The following is a 14,783-nucleotide window of genomic DNA, read 5'->3' on the forward strand; positions in this document are numbered from 1 at the left end:
TCCGCGGTCGGGGGCACGCTCTCCTGCGCCCGTGCCGCCAGCCTATTGCCCGGGTGGCGCGGAGGGAGGACGCGTTGCGTTCCGTGCGGGAACGGGCAACACCCTGTTGTAGGAGTTCTTGTCGATTCAAGAGCGCGCCGGCCCCGGGTCCGGCGCGCCCCGCACTGCACGGGGAGGTGCCCGGCCCATGCCGATGACGATGTCCAGGGCGAGGGTGGCACGGCGGATCGCGACCGCCGCCGCGGTCGGCGGCGGCGGCGTCGGGCTGCTCGGCGTCGCCACCGTCGGTGTGCTGCTGACCGAGGTCCGGCTGGCCCGCCGCACGGTCGGCGGCTCCAGCGACATCCCGCCGTGCGCGGACGGCCGCTACGGCGCCGCCTTCGCCCACCGCACCGACCGCCCGCCGCTCCGCCTGGGCTTCCTCGGCGACTCCACCGCCGCCGGCCAGGGCGTGCACCGCGTCTCGCAGACCCCGGGCGCGCTGCTCGCCTCCGGCCTCGCCGCGGTCGCCGAACTCCCCGTGGACTTCCGCAACGTGGCGCTGCCCGGGGCGCAGTCGGACGATCTGGCGCGCCAGGTGGAGCTGATGCTCGCGGACGGCGCGCAGACCCCCGACGTCTGCGTGATCATGATCGGGGCGAACGACGTCACCCACCGGATGCCGCCCGCGCAGTCGGTCCGCCACCTTGCGGAGGCGGTCCGGCGGCTGCGTGCCGCGGGCTGCGAGGTGGTGGTGGGCACCTGCCCGGATCTGGGCACGATCGAGCCGGTCTACCAGCCGTTGCGGTGGGTGGCCCGGCGGCTCTCCCGGCAGCTCGCGGCCGCGCAGACGATCGGGGCGGTCGAGAGCGGCGGCCGTACGGTCTCGCTGGGCGACCTGCTGGGCCCCGAGTTCGAGGCGCATCCGCGGGAGCTGTTCGGGCCGGACAACTACCACCCGTCGGCGGAGGGGTACGCCACCGCCGCGATGGCCGTGCTGCCGACGCTGTGCGCCGCGCTGGGCCTGTGGCCGGACGAGGAGCGGCCGGAGCCCGCCCGGGGCGAGGGCATCCTGCCGGTCGAGCAGGCGGCCGCCGAGGCGGCTTCCGAGGGCGGTACGGAGGTCACCGCCTCCCGCGCGCCCTGGGCGCTGCTCAAGCACCGTCGGCGGCGCCAGCTGCCGGACGCGGAGGAGTCGGCGGACCGGCCGTCGGTGCCGCGCTGAGGGGCCCGCAGTTCGCCGAACGGGCAGGGGGCCGCGGGGAATACCCGGCGGCCCCTTGCCGTTCCATAAGCGCTCGCTTAGAAAAGAGGTCCGCATCACAACCCGCACCCCGTGACCTCAGCAGTACGTGCAGGTAACTTCCCTCACAGTCCAGCACCTTCTCCCGCCCGTCGCCCGACCACCGCCCCTCAACGAGGCGCAGGGCGCCACTTGATTTCCTGGAGCCGTGATGCCCGAAGCCGTGATCGTCTCAGCCGCCCGCTCCCCGATCGGCCGCGCCTTCAAGGGCTCGCTGAAGGACCTGCGCCCGGACGACCTGACCGCGAAGATCATCGAGACCGCCCTGGCCAAGGTCCCCGAGCTGGACCCCAAGGACATCGACGACCTGATGCTGGGCTGCGGCCTCCCCGGTGGCGAGCAGGGCCACAACCTCGGCCGCATCGTGGCCGTCCAGATGGGGATGGACCACCTCCCGGGCTGCACCGTCACCCGTTACTGTTCCTCGTCGCTCCAGACGACGCGGATGGCGCTGCACGCCATCAAGGCCGGCGAGGGCGACGTCTTCATCTCGGCCGGCGTGGAGACGGTCTCGCGCAGCGTGAAGGGCACCTCCGACGGCCTGCCCGACACCCACAACCCGCTCTTCGCCGACGCCGAGGCCCGTACGGCCGCGCGCGCCGAGCAGGAGGGCGCCGACTGGCACGACCCGCGCGAGGACGGCCTGGTCCCGGACGCGTACATCGCGATGGGCCAGACCGCGGAGAACCTCGCCCGCCTCAAGGGCGTCACCCGCCAGGACATGGACGAGTTCGGCGTCCGGTCGCAGAACCTCGCCGAGAAGGCGATCAAGGACGGCTTCTGGGAGCGGGAGATCACCCCGGTGACGCTGCCCGACGGCACGGTCGTCTCGCAGGACGACGGCCCGCGCGCCGGCGTCACGCTGGAGGGCGTGCAGGGCCTCAAGCCGGTCTTCCGCCCCGACGGCCTGGTGACGGCCGGCAACTGCTGCCCGCTCAACGACGGTGCCGCGGCGCTGGTCATCATGTCCGACACCAAGGCCCGCGAGCTGGGCCTGACTCCGCTCGCCCGGATCGTCTCCACCGGCGTCTCGGGCCTGTCCCCCGAGATCATGGGCTACGGCCCGGTCGAGGCCAGCAAGCAGGCGCTCCGCCGCGCCGGCCTCACGATCTCCGACATCGACCTGGTCGAGATCAACGAGGCGTTCGCCGCCCAGGTGATCCCGTCCTACCGCGACCTGGACATCCCGCTGGACAAGCTGAACGTCAACGGCGGCGCGATCGCCGTCGGCCACCCCTTCGGCATGACCGGCGCCCGCATCACCACCACGCTCATCAACTCCCTCCAGTGGCACGACAAGCAGTTCGGCCTGGAGACCATGTGCGTGGGCGGCGGCCAGGGCATGGCGATGGTCATCGAGCGGCTGAGCTGAGCTGCAGCGAAGCGGAAGCGAAGTTCAGCGCGACCATGAGCACGTGCGGCTGAGCTGAGCTGTAGCGAAGCGGAAGCGAAGTTCAGCGCGACCACGGGCACGTGCGGCTGAGCTGACGAGTTGACCTGAGGGTCTCCTCGGAAGTCCTTGAGGGTGTGTGCGAGGCGGAACGGACCAACTCCCGCCCCGCGCACACCCTTCGCTGTTGTACGGACACGGGCGGCGACGGCGCGTGACCTGCCTCACTCGTTAACAAGATCGCGACCCAATCTCCCCCAGGATTGTGATGAACGTCCTGGGGGAGAAGCGTCGTTGCAGGTCAGCATGGGTTCACCGCACCACAGGAGGCCCATGGGCCCTAGCATTTCGGGACATAGCGCCCTGTGAGCGGTCGCCGACCCCCGGCAGGCTGATGTAGGAAGTCGGAGAACATTCTGCTAACGGGAGTACGCCGGTGAGCGAGCCGCCACCATTGGTGACCTCCGTGAGCGGCGCATCAAGGGGGTCGCCCCGGCCGACGGCCGGGGGAAGTCCATGTACCGATGCACGGCCCGTGGGAAGTGGGCCGCCGAACGAAGTGGAGGTCGGCGCATGAGCGTCACCACCCTCGTCCTGCTCGGGGCCGCGGCCGTCGCCGTGGCGCTGGGCGCCGTCGCGCTGGGCACCGCCCGTGCGCTGCGCCGCCAGCTCTCCGAGCTGCACGGTGAGCTCGTCGCCGCCCGCCGGGACGCCGCGGCGCGCGCGGAGGCGGCCGAGGCTGCCGCCGCGACCATCCCCGCCGCCCGCACCGGCCCGGCCGAGGCGACCCCGCTCGCGGACATACGCGCCGCCGTCGCCGACGCGCTCGCCGAGGAGCGCGAGCGCGAACTGGCCGAGGCCCGGGCGTTCTGGGCCGCGCAGGAGGCCAGGGACGCCGCGGACGCCCCCTCCTTGCTCGGCCTCGGCGACGACGGCCCGCTGGACGGCCGCGAGGGCCGGCTGACCCGCGACGGGCGGCCGGACTCCGAGCGGTTCGACCTCCAGCCGTTCGTGCCCCGCCAGGCGGACCTGGCCGGCCTGGAGCCGCTGCTGGGACCGGACGCACTGGAGGCGATGGACACCCTGGAGTCCGTGGAGGCGCTGGAGGCCCTGGACGCGCCGGAGTTGGAGCCCGTCGAGGGCACCGAGTCCGCCGAACTGGCCGCCGCCCGCCGCCGGCACCCCTCGCACCCGGACTTCTCACCGTCCCCGGTGATCAGCGACTACGAGCGCACCGTGGCACGGCTGGAGGAGCTGGCGCGGGAGGCCACCGCGGTCGCGGACGTCCGCCCGGGCCCGCTGGGCACCCTGGACGTGTACGTCTTCGCCGACGGCACCACGCTCTGTCTGACCCCCGGCCAGCGCGAGGCCGCGGACCGGGTCGCGGACGCGCTGCACGCCGGGCGCACCCCGGTGCTGCTGGGCGGCTCCGGCATCTCCGGCGCGTACGCCCTGACCTTCTCCTGGGGCGAGACCCGCGAGGACAGCGTCTACATCCTCGCCGACCGCGTCATCGCCTCGCTCTGACGGCCGTTCTCCCCCGGAGGCGCCGACCGCCGTTCCGCGCGAGGTTCCGAGCGTGGTTCCGCCCGGACCTCTGCTCACAGTTCCGCCCGGACCTCTGCTCACAGTTCCGCCCGGACCTCTGCTCACCGTTCCGCCCGAGCCGGTGGCCGCCGTTCCGCCGCGGTCGTGGCCGAAATTCTGACCGGAATGCCGCCCGCGCCATCACGTCCGGAATACGCCCCGCCCCCGCCACGTTGTGGCCCCGCAGGGGGCCCACGCACCCCCTAGGGAATCCGTTCGACCACCCCCTAGGGGCCGCCCCCGTCCCGGGCCCCAAGGTCCACCCACCGGACTCCTCGCCGGCAAGCAGCCGCTCCTAGCAGCGTTCCGCTGTCGCCCGTACGCATCGCACGGCCTTCGCCAGTTCTTCGGCGGGGGCCACTTTCGCGTCAGGGTCGGGTCCGGTGCCGGCCGGGCCGGCGGCCGCGGACCGTAGTGCCTCGACGAGGTCGTGCCCGGCCACCGCGAGCTGGTCGCCGACCGCGAACATCCCGGCGTCCGGGAACGGGCGGGGCGGCTCCGTGGGCCGTTCGATCAGCTGCGCACGGGTCGCCAACTCCCGTGCCAGCGCGAGCCCCTCGGCCGCCGCGCCCTGGCTGAGCCGGCTCTGCGGCAGCGCTCGGAGGCGGTCGGCGAGGGCGTCCACCGCGGTCTGCAAAGGGGTCACGTCAAGCACGTCGTGAGCCTATGCGCCACTCCCGGGTGGTTGCCAACGGCGGAAGCCTCAGGCACGGTGTGCTGAAGAACCAGCATCGACCGCGTCCGGAGGCGCCGATGTCTCAGCTCTTCTCCGAAGAGACCCACCGGAACATGCTCTCCCGCATCCCCGAGTGCACGGGCCGGGAAATCTCCGAATGGCTCCGCACCGTTGACGAAGGCCCCGCTCTCTTCCGCTTCGACGAAAAGGTCAGCTGGCTCCGTGGCGAGCACAACCTCGCCCACGGGCACGCCAAGGCGATCGTTCACGAACACGACCTCAGGCGCGCCGCGCGGAAGTTCTGATCCGCGATGAGGCGCCGTCCTCAACCCCGAAGGGCCCGCAGGCTGCTGCCTGCGGGCCCTTCGTCACGGTGCCGCTCACGCAGCTCACGGAGCTGCTTATGCGGCGGGGTCCGGTCAGTCGCCCCGGAGGATGGAGATCAGCCGGAGCATCTCCATGTAGATCCAGACCAGCGTCAGGGTCAGGCCGAACGCCGCCAGCCAGGACTCCTCGCGCGGCGCGCCGTAGGCGATGCCGTCCTCGACCTGCTTGAAGTCCAGGGCGAGGAAGAGCGCGCCGAGCACCACGCCGACGATGCCGAAGAGGATGCCCAGGCCGCCGCTGCGGAAGCCGAGGCCGTCCCCGCCGCCGAAGACCATGAAGAGCACGTTGACCAGCGACAGCAGGACGAAGCCCATCGCCGCGATCAGTACGAAGCGGGTGAAGCGGGCGGTGACCCGGACGATCCGCGTCTTGTAGGCGATCAGCATGGTGACGAACACCGCCATCGTGCCCAGCACCGCCTGCATGGGGGCGCCGGCCATCTTCGGCAGGCCGTTGAGGAAGCCGCTGAGCGCGCCGAGGAAGACGCCCTCCAGGGCCGCGTACGCGAGGATCAGCGCGGGCGACGGCCTGCGCTTGAAGGACTGGACGAAGCCCAGCACCATCGCGACCAGACCCGCGCCGACGGCGAAGCCGAGGTTCTGGGTCAGGAACAGCCAGCCGACGGTGGCACCGGCGATGACCGTGCCGAGCGTCAGGCCCGTGCGCGTGACGACGTCGTCCATCGTCATCGGCCGGGTCTGCGGCGCGTACTGCGGCGGTGCCTGGGTGACGGGCTGACCCTGGGCGTACGGGTCGGTGGGGACCTGCGCGTAGGGGTTGCCGCCCTGTGCGTAGGGGTTGGTGCCGGCGTACGGGTTCGCGGTGGGGCCCCCGGCCTGCGCGTTGAAGCCCGCGTAGCCGGTGTCGCGGCTGAACCCCCGTCGCGAGAAGACCGGGTTGCTGCTCCTCATCTCACTCCTCCATGGCCGCCCTGCGCGGCCTTGACGGCAAGCGTAATGGCTTGGCAAAGACACGTCGCTCGTTCTTGGGCAGGATCTTTCCCCGTACCCGGCGCTTCACGTCCTCCAGGAGGAGGACGTGCGGGAGGCCGTGGAGGTGCCCGGAAGCCGCCACCGATCCATGAACCCGGGCGCAACGGACGTCACATCCGAGCAGGCAACCGATTCACCGGAGCGGCCGTCTTTCCTTCCGGCCGGAAGTGCCCTGCCGGGCGGATCGGCGGAGATGACACCTGGTCATGATCCGTACGCCGGAACGCCCCTTCCCCACGCCCCGGCTGCTCACTGTGTGTAGTGCCATGGGCGCGATTGGTGGTAATCGGGGGGACAGACGGGGCTATTCTGGCGGCAAACAGCAGCGAAAGAGGTTGAGGTCCCTGTGCCTGACGTCTCCGTAGTCGTCATCGTCTACAACGACGCCGACCGGTTGCCGACCGCGGTCCAGTCCGTACTGGACCAAACGCTCCGGGATGTCGAGGTGGTGATCGTCGACGACTGCAGCACCGACCGTTCCTTCGAAGTGGCGCAGCAGCTCGCCGCCACGCACCCGGAGCGGGTCAGAGCCTTCCAGCTGCCGGAGAACAGCGGGGCGGGCGGCGAGCCGCGCAATGCCGGCATTCAGCACACCCGCGGCCGTTACGTCATGTTCCTGGACAGCGACGACGTCCTGGAGGTCAATGCCTGCCGGAACATGCTGGAGGCCGCCGAGGAAACCGGCTCGGACATCGTTTCCGGTCTGTGCGTCCGGCTGCACAAGGACACCCGCAATCAGAAGCGGGACGAATGGTATTCCTGGCTGTATGCCACGACCCGGACGCTGGAGTCGGTCACGGAATTGCCGGACCTTTTCGTCTGGGACACCCTCTCCACCAACAAGTGCTATCGCCGCGATTTCCTCATCGAACATGACCTGCGATTCCCGAAGGGCATGTTCTACGAGGACCTGATGTTCATCGCCGATGCCTATCTCGCGGCGAAGCGCATCACACTGATTCCCAATCAGGTGTATTACTGGCACGTATTCGAGCGGGCCGCCGTGAAATCGGTGACGAACCGGCGGCACGAAATGACGAACTATGCGCACCGGCTGGAGATCCACCGGCGCATCGACGCATTGCTGGCCGAGCGCGGGCTGACCGAGATGAAGCTCGCCAAGGACGTCAAATTCCTCAAGCACGACCTGGTGCTGCATCTGCGTGATCTGCCGTTCCGGGACGAGTCGTACCGCCGCGAGTTCGCCGAGCTCTCCCGGGAATACCTCGCCGGCATCGCCCCTGAGGCGTACGAGCGGGTTCCGGCCATCCAGGCGATCTGCGCGTACCTGCTCCAGCGGGGTGACTGGGACAACCTGATCCCGGCCGTGGACACGCTGATCAACCGCGACAAGGTCTCCTCGCCGCTGGCCGAGCACGACGGCCGGATCTACTGGTGCGGGGGCCACTTCGACGACGCCTTCGGCCGCTCCGTACTGGACGTCACCGACATCGGCTACCACGAGAAGCCGGTCAACCAGCTGTTCCTGCGCAACCAGCTCACCCGTTACCGGGACTCCGGCCGGACCGTCTCCCTGGCGGGGCGGATCACCAACCCGCTGGGGGTCGTCCCGCCCGGTGCGCGGCTGACCGGCGAGCTGGAGTTCAGCGCCCGGCGGCGCAGCCTGCAGTCCTTCCGCTTCCCGGTCGGGGAGCTGCGCCACGAGGGTGACGCGATCCACTGGGCGGCCACCGTGGACCTCACCGCCGGGCTGCGTCCACTGGGGATCGTCGATTCCATCTGGGACGTACGGCTGCGGCTGGACGTGGACGGGGTGCGGACCACGACCCGGCTGACCGTCGCCGACACCGAGCTGACCGGGTCGCTGCCGGTCCGGCCGCGGCTGACGCGGATGGTCGCGGACCGTCTGCAGCCGCATGCCTCGGCCAAGGGGCATCTGGCGTTCCGGCTGGTCAGCGAGGGTGCGAGCGCCGAGCGGATGCAGGAGCTGATCACCCGCGGGGTGCACGGGAAGCCGGGCACGCTCGCCAAGACCGGCTACCGCAAGGCGAAGGCGCTGCGCAAGAAGGTCGTCTCCGGCGACAACAAGCTGCGCGTGTACCACGAGGTGTTCTGCCGGCTGCCCGTCAAGAAGCGCACGGTGGTCTTCGAGAGCCACCTGGGCAAGCAGTACAGCGACAGTCCGCGGGCGATCTACGAGGAGATGCGCCGGCAGGGCCTGGAGTTCGAGGCGATCTGGTCGTACGCCGGCTCGCCGAAGGACTTCCCGAAGGGCGTCACGCTGGTCAAGCGCTGGTCGCTGCCGTACCTCAAGGCGCTGGCGCAGGCGGAGTTCTGGGTGGACAACCAGAGCTACCCGCTCAAGCTCACCAAGCGCCCGGAGACCACGTACCTCCAGACCTGGCACGGCTCGGCGCTGAAGAAGATGGGCTTCGACCAGCCCGCCCTCAAGGCGCAGACCAGGCAGCAGCAGGAGGAGCAGCAGGGTTCGCTGGACCGCTTCGACCGCTTCCTGGTCCGTTCCGAGCACGATGTGCACACCCTGGCCAGGGCGTTCCGGCTCAAGGAGAAGACGCTGCTGCGGGTCGGGTACCCGCGCAACGACGCGCTGGTGCGCGCCCGGCAGCGCGAGGAGGAGCTGGGGCGGCGGGAACGCGGGCCGCTGGCCGCGGAGTTGGGGATTCCCGAGGACAAGACCGTGCTGCTGTACGCGCCGACGTTCCGCAAGGCGGGCGGCCGGCACGGGCGCTTCGAATTGCCCTTCGACGTCGAGCGGTTCGCGGAGCAGTTCGGCGACCGCTACGTCCTGCTGGTGCGCTCGCACTATCTCAATCACGTGGTGCTGCCCCCGACGGTGCAGGGCCGGGTCATCGACGTGTCGGCGCGTCATGACGTGACGCCGCTGCTGGCGCTGGCCGACGGGCTGATCACCGACTATTCGTCGGTGATGTTCGACTACGCGCTGCTGGACCGGCCGTTGGTGTTCTTCACCTACGACTACGACGAATACGTCCACGAGGGCCGGGGCACCTACTTCGATCTGCTGGCGCATGCGCCGGGCCCGGTGGTCCGTACCGAGGACGATTTCCACGAGACGGTCAAGTCGTTCGAGACGCAGTCGCTGGAATACGCCCGCAAGCGCGCGGAATTCGTCGCCAAGTTCGGGGAATACGACCGGGGCGACGCCGCCCGGAGCATTGTCGATCAGTTCTTTGCGCAGTGGAGCCGTTGATGACCAAGTCGTACGCAGCCGGGCCGCGGGACATCTTCTTCGTCTCCAACAGCGTCAACGAGATGGGCGGCATCACGAGTTGGTCGCACCAGATGGCGCGCCTGTTCAGCGAGCGGGGCCACCGGGTGCACCTCATCGGTATCGTGCCGGCGCCCGAGGGACGCGCCCATGAGCTGGCCGACGACGTGCCGTTCAAGGCCACCACGCTGTACCGCGACCACCCGCCGACGGTCCGTCCGGTGCGCGGGCTGAAGGACCGGCTGAACGTCGCCGAGCAGCGCCGCCGGGCCGCCCGGGAGGCCGGGATGCGGGAGCAGGCGGCGAAGATGAGCGCGCTGTTCCGGGCGGCGAAGCCGGGCGGGGTGGTGATCGTCACCCAGGTGTGGGCGATGGAGTGGGTCGCGCTGGCCGACACCGCCGGACTGACGGTGGTCGGAATGAGCCATGAGTCGTTCGAGACCTGCCGCAAGTCCTCCCGCTTCGGCCGGGTCAAGCGGTTTTACGCGGACGTCGACCGGATGCTGACGCTCACCCGCGAGGACGCCGACCGCTGGATCCGTCAGCGGATGGACAACGTCGGCTTCATGCCCAACCCCTTGCCGTTCTTCCCCGACGTCCCGTCGGACCGCTCCCGCAAGTGCGTGGTCAGCATCGGCCGGCTGCACGAGGAGAAGGGCGTCGACCTTCTGCTGGAGGCGTGGGCGCAGGTCGCCCCGGAGCATCCGGACTGGACGCTGCGGATCTATGGGACCGGTGAGGAGGCCGAGGCGCTGCGCAAGCTGGCGGCGGAGTTGGGGGTGACCTCGTCCGTCGAGTGGATGGGGCGTACCTCCGACGTTCCGGGGGCGTTGCGGGAGAGTGCGGTGTTCGCGCTCAGCTCGCGGGGTGAGGGCTTTCCGCTGGCGCCGATGGAGGCGATGGCGACGGCCGTGCCGTGTGTGGCGTTCGATGTGGCGCCGGGCGTCCACGAGATCATCACGGACGGCGAGGACGGTTTCCTCGCTCCGCCGGGCAATATCACCGAATTCGCCCGGCATCTCGACACCCTGATGTCCGACCAGGAGCTCCGGGACGCGATGGGCGAAGCCGCCCGGGAGAACATCCAGCGGTTCTCCACCGACGAGATTGTCGGGCGCTGGGAGAACCTCTTCGCTCTCCTGGAGCGCTGAGCCCGCCGAACAAAGCACGAGGGCCGCCGGCTTGCCCCGGCGGCCCTTCTCGTTGAAAATTCAGGTAAGCACCCGACTTCGAACCCCGCCTTGGTCACGTGCGGAGTGCCCGGAGCCGGACTTGAACCGGCACGGCCCGTAGGCCAGCGAGGTTTAAGCTCGCCGTGTCTGCATTCCACCATCCGGGCTTGGGGATCCCCCATGCCACCCCAAAGAGGGCAGCACGAGCGTAGCCCGCAGCGCACGACGCAGATCGGCCGCTCATCCCGAGGTTGTCTTATTTTATTGGCAACTGAGGGTGCATCAGCGCTGGGTACAGGCCGTGGGCACATGCCTGGCACCTCCCATTGCCACGCCCCGCCGCGGCGCAAATCAGTACCCGAATTGACGGAAACTCGACGCCTGCCCGCCACCCCCGTCACCCGGCCGGGGACGCCCCTCGCGCCGCCCGGTACGCCGCCCCCGCCTCAGGGTTCGTCTCCTCCTCTGGGATGACCGGACGGCGGGCGGGTACTGCCCAGGGGTGGTCAAGGACGGTCACAGGGGTTGACGTCCTCCCCCCTTGCGCTGACCCACGATGGAAAGCGTCCGCATGACGTCCGCGGTGCGTGCCTCCCGGCCGCGCGCGGCCCAGATGGTCCCCGTCCCGACAGGAGCTCGTTCCCGTGACCACCACCCACTCCGGTGTCCCGACCGCCGGCCGCACCACCGCGGTGGCCGCCCGCGCCACGGATCTGACCAAGGTCTACGGCCAGGGCGAGACCCAGGTGGTCGCCCTGGACGCGGTCTCCGTCGACTTCCGGCAGGCGCAGTTCACCGCGATCATGGGCCCCTCGGGGTCCGGCAAATCCACCCTGATGCACTGCATGGCCGGGCTGGACTCGATCTCCGGCGGCTCCGCCCGGATAGGCGACGTCGAACTGACCGGCCTCAAGGACAAGAAGCTCACCCAGCTGCGCCGCGACAAGATCGGCTTCGTGTTCCAGGCGTTCAACCTGCTGCCGACCCTGAACGCACTGGAGAACATCACCCTGCCCATGGACATCGCGGGCCGTAAGCCGGACCGCGCCTGGCTGGACCGCGTGGTGGAGACCGTCGGCCTGGCCGGCCGCCTCAAGCACCGCCCCAGCCAGCTCTCCGGCGGCCAGCAGCAACGGGTCGCGGTCGCCCGCGCGCTCGCCTCCCGGCCCGAGATCATCTTCGCCGACGAGCCCACCGGGAACCTCGACTCGCGCTCCGGCGCCGAGGTGCTGGGCTTCCTGCGCAACTCCGTGCGCGAGCTGGGCCAGACCGTGGTGATGGTCACCCACGACCCGGTCGCCGCCTCCTACGCGGACCGCGTGGTCTTCCTCGCCGACGGCCGGATCGTCGACGACATGCCGAACCCGACCGCCGACCTGGTCCTCGAACGAATGCTGCGTTTTTCCGGGGGTGCCCCCCAGACCCCCGGCTTCGACGCCAAGGGCCGCACGAGTTGATCCGCAGCAGCCGCCACCCGCACCCCGGACCTCCCGGACCTCTCCTCCAGGACTGACCCACTCATGTTCCGTACCGCCTTGCGCAACGTGCTTGCGCACAAGGCCCGGCTGCTGATGACCGTCCTCGCCGTGATGCTCGGCGTGGCCTTCGTCTCCGGCACCCTGGTCTTCACCTCGACCATCTCCGACGCGTTCCAGGCCAGCTCCCAGAAGGGCTTCGACCGCGTCGACGTCGCCGTCCACCCGCGGTCCGCGGGCGACCACCAGGGCGCGCCCGGCCGGACCCCGCGGCTCGACCGGAAGCTGCTCGACGCGGCCGCCCGGGTGCCCGGCGCGGCCTCCGCCACCGGCACCGTCTCCGGCTTCACCGCCATCGCCGACAAGAAGGGCGAGCTGCTCGGGGACGGCTTCTCCACCCTCGGCGGCAACTACTTCCCCGGCAAGGACGGCACCGACGCCCGCTACCCGCTGCGCGACGGCACCGCCCCCAAGGGCCCGCACGAGTTCGCCCTGGACGCGCGCACCGCGGACAAGGCCGGCTACAAGGTCGGCGACACCGTCCGGATCTCCGTCGACGGGCCGGTCCGTGAGCAGAAGCTGACCGGCGTCTTCACCACCGACGACGGGACCGTGGCGGCCGGCGGCAGCCTGGCGCTGTTCGACACCCCGACCGCCCAGAAGCTGTTCGCCGCCCCCGGCACGTTCAGCGAGATCGACGTCACCGCCGCACCGGGCACCTCCCAGACGGCCCTGAAGGCCGCGGTCGACAAGGTGCTGCCCAAGGACGGCGCGGAGGCCACCACCGGCCGTCAACTCGCCGACGAGCAGGCCAAGTCGATCGCCCAGCGCATGGACGGCATGAAGACCGGCCTGCTGGTGTTCGCCGGTATCGCGCTCTTCGTCGGCGTCTTCATCATCGCCAACACCTTCACCATGCTGGTCGCCCAGCGCACCAAGGAACTGGCCCTGCTGCGGGCGGTCGGCGCCAGCCGCCGCCAGGTCACCCGCTCGGTGCTGATCGAGGCGTTCGTGGTCGGCGCGGTCGCCGCGGTCACCGGTCTGGCCGCCGGTGTCGGCATCGGCGCCGGCCTGCGCGCCCTGATGAGCAGCACCGGCGCCACCGTCCCCGACGGGCCCCTGGTGGTCTCGCCGACGACGGTCGGAACCTCGCTGCTGGTCGGCATCGTCATCACCGTCCTGGCCGCCTGGCTGCCCGGCCGGCGGGCCGCGAAGATCCCGCCGGTCGCCGCGATGAACAGCGTGCACGCCACCGCCACCACCAAGTCGCTGGTGGTCCGCAACATCCTCGGTGCGCTGTTCGCGGGCGCCGGTGCGGCCGGGGTACTGGTCGCCACCGGGATGTCCGACGGCAAGGCCGTCATGGCCAGCGGTGCGGTGCTGCTGCTGATCGGCGTGTTCATCCTGACGCCGCTGCTGTCCCGCCCGCTGATCGCGCTGGCCGCGCCCGTACTGCGCGCCTTCGGGATCTCCGGCTCCCTGGCCCGGCAGAACGCGGTCCGCAACCCGCGCCGTACGGCCGCCACGGCGTCCGCGCTGATGGTCGGGCTGACCCTGATCACCGGGATGACGGTGATCGCGGGCAGCGTGCAGAAGGGCATCGACAAGATGGCCACCGACGCACTGAAGGCCGACTACGTCGTCTCCATGGCCGGCCGCACACCGCTCTCCCCCGAGGTCGAGAAGAAGCTGAGCGGCCTGGACGAGGTCACCGCCATCAGTCCGCTGCGCAACTCCCCGGCCCGGGTCGGCGGCGGCATCGAGTACCTGACCGGCGTGCACGGCCCCGACTTCGGCAAGCTCACCCGGCTCGACTTCACCCAGGGCGCGCTGGGCGACCTGCGCGGCGACAAGGTGGTCGTGGACGACGCCACCGCCAAGGAGAAGGGCTGGAAGCCCGGCTCCCGTTTCCCGGTGACCTACGAGGACGGCAAGAAGGGCACGCTGACCGTCTCGGGCGTCTACCAGGGCAACGAGATGCTGGGCGGTGTTCTGTTGGACAACGCCACGCTGGCCCCGCACCAGAAGCAGATCACCGACATGCAGGTGATGGTCAAGACGGCGGACGGCGCCACCGACGCCACCAAGGACGCGCTGGTCGCGGCGCTCGGCAAGAACCCGGCGATCTCCGTCTCCGACAAGCAGGACGTCTCCGACGGCATCGCCAAGATGTTCAACCTGATGCTGAACATGCTCTACGGGCTGCTGGCCATGGCCGTGATCGTCGCGGTGCTCGGGGTCATCAACACCCTGGCGATGTCGGTCTTCGAACGCTCCCAGGAGATCGGCATGCTGCGGGCCATCGGCCTGGACCGCCGCGGCGTCAAGCGCATGGTGCGCCTGGAGTCGCTGGTGATCTCGCTCTTCGGCGGGGTGCTCGGCATCGGCCTGGGCGTCTTCTTCGGCTGGGCGGCCGGTGAGCTGATCTCCGGTTCGCTGGCCACGTACGAACTGGTCCTGCCCTGGGGCCGGATGGGGCTCTTCCTCGCGATGGCCGCCCTCGTCGGTGTCCTGGCCGCGCTCTGGCCGGCGCGGCGGGCGGCCCGGCTGAACATGCTGGCGTCGATCAAGGCGGAATAGCCGCGGAACAGCGCGTGTGCCGGGCCCCCGC

10 protein-coding genes and 1 tRNA gene are annotated in these 14,783 nt (G+C 70.5%); 8 read left to right on the plus strand and 3 right to left on the minus strand.

All coding sequences use genetic code 11. From position 1 onward, the window contains the following. Positions 1 to 187: 187 nt before the first annotated feature. The 3 genes from ACGF4C_RS30310 to ACGF4C_RS30320 all read left to right on the plus strand — a co-directional run bounded on the left by ACGF4C_RS30310 (position 188) and on the right by ACGF4C_RS30320 (position 4,199). Positions 188 to 1,204: an SGNH/GDSL hydrolase family protein gene (locus ACGF4C_RS30310; RefSeq protein ID WP_393570411.1), complete on the plus strand. Its 1,017-nt coding sequence runs from the start codon at positions 188 to 190 to the stop codon at positions 1,202 to 1,204. A gap of 229 nt (positions 1,205 to 1,433) precedes the next feature. After that, positions 1,434 to 2,654, plus strand: a complete 1,221-nt coding sequence (locus tag ACGF4C_RS30315) for an acetyl-CoA C-acetyltransferase (protein WP_030414339.1) — start codon at positions 1,434 to 1,436, stop codon at positions 2,652 to 2,654. Between the two features lie 591 nt (positions 2,655 to 3,245). Then, positions 3,246 to 4,199, plus strand: coding sequence for a hypothetical protein (locus ACGF4C_RS30320; protein WP_393570414.1), 954 nt, complete (start codon positions 3,246 to 3,248; stop codon positions 4,197 to 4,199). 355 nt (positions 4,200 to 4,554) lie between these two features. Here ACGF4C_RS30320 and ACGF4C_RS30325 read toward each other — a convergent pair whose 3' ends face one another. Further along, on the minus strand, positions 4,555 to 4,914 hold the full coding sequence (locus tag ACGF4C_RS30325) for a hypothetical protein (RefSeq protein ID WP_393570416.1): 360 nt from the start codon (positions 4,912 to 4,914) through the stop codon (positions 4,555 to 4,557). Between the two features lie 98 nt (positions 4,915 to 5,012). Here ACGF4C_RS30325 and ACGF4C_RS30330 point away from each other — a divergent pair, with 98 nt between their 5' ends. Next, positions 5,013 to 5,240 (plus strand): DUF4287 domain-containing protein, encoded by a 228-nt coding sequence (locus ACGF4C_RS30330; protein ID WP_030414336.1) that lies wholly within the window; start codon positions 5,013 to 5,015, stop codon positions 5,238 to 5,240. Between the two features lie 114 nt (positions 5,241 to 5,354). Here ACGF4C_RS30330 and ACGF4C_RS30335 read toward each other — a convergent pair whose 3' ends face one another. Next, a complete protein-coding gene (locus tag ACGF4C_RS30335; protein WP_393570418.1) occupies positions 5,355 to 6,233 on the minus strand; it encodes a Bax inhibitor-1/YccA family protein in 879 nt (292 codons plus the stop codon). Positions 6,234 to 6,660: 427 nt separating this feature from the next. On the opposite strand from ACGF4C_RS30335, the gene ACGF4C_RS30340 reads away from it, so the two are divergent. Together ACGF4C_RS30340 and ACGF4C_RS30345 are read left to right on the plus strand one after the other, a co-directional pair. Then, positions 6,661 to 9,507 carry a CDP-glycerol glycerophosphotransferase family protein gene (locus ACGF4C_RS30340; RefSeq protein ID WP_393570420.1) on the plus strand — a complete coding sequence of 949 codons (2,847 nt, stop codon included), beginning with the start codon at positions 6,661 to 6,663 and terminating at the stop codon, positions 9,505 to 9,507. Next, a complete protein-coding gene (locus ACGF4C_RS30345) occupies positions 9,507 to 10,676 on the plus strand; it encodes a glycosyltransferase (RefSeq protein WP_393570422.1) in 1,170 nt (389 codons plus the stop codon). The genes ACGF4C_RS30340 and ACGF4C_RS30345 overlap by 1 nt, the downstream gene beginning before the upstream one ends. 106 nt (positions 10,677 to 10,782) lie before the next feature. Here ACGF4C_RS30345 and ACGF4C_RS30350 read toward each other — a convergent pair. Next, positions 10,783 to 10,864 (minus strand) — tRNA-Leu (locus tag ACGF4C_RS30350). Between the two features lie 477 nt (positions 10,865 to 11,341). Here ACGF4C_RS30350 and ACGF4C_RS30355 point away from each other — a divergent pair. Both ACGF4C_RS30355 and ACGF4C_RS30360 read left to right on the plus strand, forming a co-directional pair. Next, on the plus strand, positions 11,342 to 12,154 hold the full coding sequence (locus ACGF4C_RS30355) for an ABC transporter ATP-binding protein (protein ID WP_393570424.1): 813 nt from the start codon (positions 11,342 to 11,344) through the stop codon (positions 12,152 to 12,154). Between the two features lie 63 nt (positions 12,155 to 12,217). Continuing rightward, positions 12,218 to 14,752: an ABC transporter permease gene (locus ACGF4C_RS30360; protein WP_393570426.1), complete on the plus strand. Its 2,535-nt coding sequence runs from the start codon at positions 12,218 to 12,220 to the stop codon at positions 14,750 to 14,752. Positions 14,753 to 14,783 lie beyond the last annotated feature (31 nt).

Source organism: Streptomyces sp. NPDC048197 (assembly GCF_043202395.1).
Classification (GTDB): domain Bacteria; phylum Actinomycetota; class Actinomycetes; order Streptomycetales; family Streptomycetaceae; genus Streptomyces; species Streptomyces siderophoricus.

Coding starts and splice junctions, on each gene's coding strand:
- ACGF4C_RS30335 (WP_393570418.1), bottom strand. CDS start 6,233: ATGAGGAGCAGCAACCCGGTCTTCTCGCGACGGGGGTTCAGCCGCGAC.
- ACGF4C_RS30320 (WP_393570414.1), top strand. CDS start 3,246: ATGAGCGTCACCACCCTCGTCCTGCTCGGGGCCGCGGCCGTCGCCGTG.
- ACGF4C_RS30315 (WP_030414339.1), top strand. CDS start 1,434: ATGCCCGAAGCCGTGATCGTCTCAGCCGCCCGCTCCCCGATCGGCCGC.
- ACGF4C_RS30330 (WP_030414336.1), top strand. CDS start 5,013: ATGTCTCAGCTCTTCTCCGAAGAGACCCACCGGAACATGCTCTCCCGC.
- ACGF4C_RS30360 (WP_393570426.1), top strand. CDS start 12,218: ATGTTCCGTACCGCCTTGCGCAACGTGCTTGCGCACAAGGCCCGGCTG.
- ACGF4C_RS30310 (WP_393570411.1), top strand. CDS start 188: ATGCCGATGACGATGTCCAGGGCGAGGGTGGCACGGCGGATCGCGACC.
- ACGF4C_RS30345 (WP_393570422.1), top strand. CDS start 9,507: ATGACCAAGTCGTACGCAGCCGGGCCGCGGGACATCTTCTTCGTCTCC.